General features: G+C 70.8%; 3 protein-coding genes and 1 pseudogene. 2 read left to right on the top strand and 2 right to left on the bottom strand.

The genetic code is table 11. From position 1 onward, the window contains the following. A pseudogene (locus tag WYM_RS18760) lies at nucleotides 1-551 on the top strand (Ig-like domain repeat protein); the annotation flags it as partial. A gap of 61 nt (nucleotides 552-612) precedes the next feature. Here WYM_RS18760 and WYM_RS18755 read toward each other — a convergent pair. Beyond that, the gene (locus WYM_RS18755; RefSeq protein WP_019182382.1) at nucleotides 613-1,656 is read right to left on the bottom strand and encodes a pirin family protein; all 1,044 of its coding nucleotides are present in this window, start codon (nucleotides 1,654-1,656) and stop codon (nucleotides 613-615) included. Nucleotide 1,657: 1 nt separating this feature from the next. Beyond that, nucleotides 1,658-1,978, bottom strand: a complete 321-nt coding sequence (locus WYM_RS18750; RefSeq protein ID WP_019182381.1) for a GNAT family N-acetyltransferase — start codon at nucleotides 1,976-1,978, stop codon at nucleotides 1,658-1,660. A gap of 211 nt (nucleotides 1,979-2,189) precedes the next feature. Between WYM_RS18750 and WYM_RS20865 the strand changes: the two genes are divergently transcribed. After that, nucleotides 2,190-2,945 (top strand): DEAD/DEAH box helicase (locus WYM_RS20865; protein ID WP_040569523.1); only part of this gene is annotated, 756 nt, incomplete at its 3' end.

Genomic DNA, 2,945 nt, shown 5'->3' with positions numbered 1-2,945 from the left:
CGCGCCGGTCGCGACGGAGGCGCCGAAGATCACGGGCTCGGCGAAGGTCGGCAAGACCCCTCAAGGCCCACCCGGGCACGTGGGAGCCGGCCGATGTCACGCTCACCTACCAGTGGCTCCGTGACGGCGCGCCGATCGAGGGCGCGACGGCACAGACCTACCAGGTGACGGATGCCGACACCGGAACCGCCCTGTCGGTTCAGGTCACCGCGACCCAGTCGGGCAACATCAACGCCGGCACGGCGGTGAGCGAGTCGGTCTTCGTGAAGTCCACGTCGAAGACGTCGGTGTCGATAAGCCCCTACGTCGGGCGGACGTCGACCGACTTCGCGGTGACGGTCGCGGTCGCGCCGTCGGGCGGACCGGCCGCCACCGGCACGGTGTCGGTGTGGGTGAACACCCAGAAGTACACCGGCGAGCTGGTCGAGGGGACGGTCACCATTCCGCTGCCCAAGCAGAAGAAGGGCGTCTACGTCGTGACGGCCGCCTATGGCGGCAGCGACCAGGTGCAGTCGTCCGCCGGCGTCTCGGGATTCCTCGTCCTCAAGTGATGCGCTGACACACGCGAGGCGCCCGGGCTCCGGCCCGGGCGCCTTCGCGTTGGATGGCGCGCTACAGCCGCCGGCGCCGTCGCGTCAGCCGCACCGCAGGGAGGGGCGGCGCGGGGATGCGCTCCGCGCCGTGGTCCACGACGCGACCGAACCGGTCGGCGGGGGAGCCGATCGACGCCTCCGCCTCCCACGCGTCGCGCGCCTCGACGATCTCTTCGTGGGAGCGCCCGACGAAGTTCCACCACATGACGATGTCGTCTTCGAACGGCTCGCCGCCGATCAGGAACAGCGTCGCTCCCGAGGGGCTCGCGATCAGGACGTCCTCGCGTGCGAGACCGAGGTACAGCAGGTGCGAGGTGTCGAGCGCGGCGCTGCTCGCGCTGTCGGGTCCGGCGGCGGAGCCCGAGATCTCGGCCTCGCCCTCGACCGAGATCAGCGCGTGCTCCCATGCCGGGTGCAGCGGCACCCGCACGGTCGCGCCCGGGGGAATCCGCAGCTCGGCGCCGACGATCGGGGTATAGGTGCTGGCCGGCGACGACGTGCCGGCCAGCTCGCCGAGCACGACCGTCGCGGTGCCGTCCGCGCCCGCGATCGCCGTCAGCGCCACCTCGGGAAGCACCGCGTGCTGCTCGAACGCGGGCGGCCCGTGGCGCCGAGACTCGGGAAGCGCGACCCACAGCTGCAGGGCGTCCAGCGGTGCGGCCTCTTCGCCTACCGAGTACTCGGAGTGCGCGATGCCGGCGCCACTGGTCATCAGGTTCAGCGCGCCGCGGCGCACCACGACATCACTGCCGACCGAGTCGCGATGCCGGACGTCGCCCGCATAGGGCCACGTCACCGTTTGAAGCCCGATATGGGGGTGCGGCTCGACGCGCATGCGCGTCGCCTGCGGACCGAACCGGTCGAGGAAGCACCAGGCCCCGACGAGCGGCAGCTCGCGCTGCGGCAGTGAGCGGTGCACCACCATGGCCCGCACGCCGCCGAGAGGCACTTCGCGACTCTCGAGGATCAGTGTGCGGGGCCCCGAGCTTCCGGCCGGACCCGCGATCTGCGCCGCTGCCGGGTCCAGGCCGCCGGCCGTCGAGGCCTCGTCGAGCCGGGTCATGTCACGGAGTGCTGACGCGCGAGGGCCAGTGCACGTCCAGCCCGGGAATCTCGTTGTCGCCGAGGTAGCGGGCGACGACCGGGCACAGTGGCACGACGGTCTCGCCTCGGCGCGCCGAGTCTGCCATGGCCTCGCCGATCACGATCCCCGCGAGGCCGCGTCCCCGGAAGGCGGGGTCGACCTCGGTGTGCGGGTAGCGGTGGCGGCCGCGAGCATCGAGCGAGAATTCGGTGAATCCTGCAAGCGTCTCGCCGACGTACACCTCGTAGCGGTGCTCGTCGTCGTTGCGCGTGACAGTGATCTCATCTTGGGAGGCGGGCATCGGCATCCTTTCGTCGTCGTCTTCAACGTAGGCGCGCGCGACGGTGTTCCGCCACCGAAGCGTGGATAGCTGCGAAAGCGCGTGAACTCCTCACGAAAGGAGGAGATGCGACAGGCGGAGGACCTATCCCGGGCCCTTCGTCCTCCCGTGGTGTCATCTCCTCCGCTCCGCACGCCCGGCTCGCCGCCGCAGCACCTGGCAGACTCGGGGGATGCCCGCCTCGCTTCTGGACTCGATGCCGCGCGGGGCCGACGCCGACGCGATGTACGCGGGATTCGTCGAGTGGGCCGCCGGCGCCGGCTTCTCGCTGTATCCGGCGCAGGACGAGGCGATCATCGAGATCGTGTCGGGATCGCACGTGATCCTGTCGACCCCGACCGGCACCGGCAAGTCGCTCGTCGCCGTGGCCGCGCACGCCGCCAGCTTCTCCCAAGGCGGCCGCACCTACTACACCGCACCGATCAAGGCCCTGGTCAGCGAGAAATTCTTCGCTCTCGTCGAGATCTTCGGCGCGGCGAACGTGGGCATGGTCACGGGGGACTCGTCGGTGAATCCGGATGCCGCGATCATCTGCTGCACGGCCGAGATCCTGGCGAACGTGGCCCTCCGCCAGGGCGCTGACGCGCGTGTCGACCAAGTAGTGATGGACGAGTTCCACTACTACGGCGACTCCGAGCGCGGATGGGCCTGGCAGGTGCCGCTCCTGCTGCTGCCGCGGGCGCAGTTCGTGCTGATGTCGGCGACGCTCGGCGACGTCACCGCCATCGCCGAGGATCTCGAGCGCCGCACCGGGCGTTCCGTCGCGCGCGTCACCGGCGTCGAACGGCCCGTTCCGCTGCACTTCTCGTACGCGCGCACGCCGATCCACGAGACCGTCGAAGAGCTGCTGCAGACCGGGCAGTCGCCGGTCTACGTCGTGCACTTCTCGCAGGCCGCCGCCATGGAGCGGGCGCAGGCGCTGTCGAGC

Origin of the sequence: Microbacterium yannicii PS01 (genome assembly GCF_000304335.1) — a bacterium.
GTDB lineage: Bacteria > Actinomycetota > Actinomycetes > Actinomycetales > Microbacteriaceae > Microbacterium > Microbacterium yannicii_A.
The sequence above is the reverse complement of the archived record's forward strand: the minus strand, read 5'-3'. Positions and strand labels throughout refer to the sequence as shown.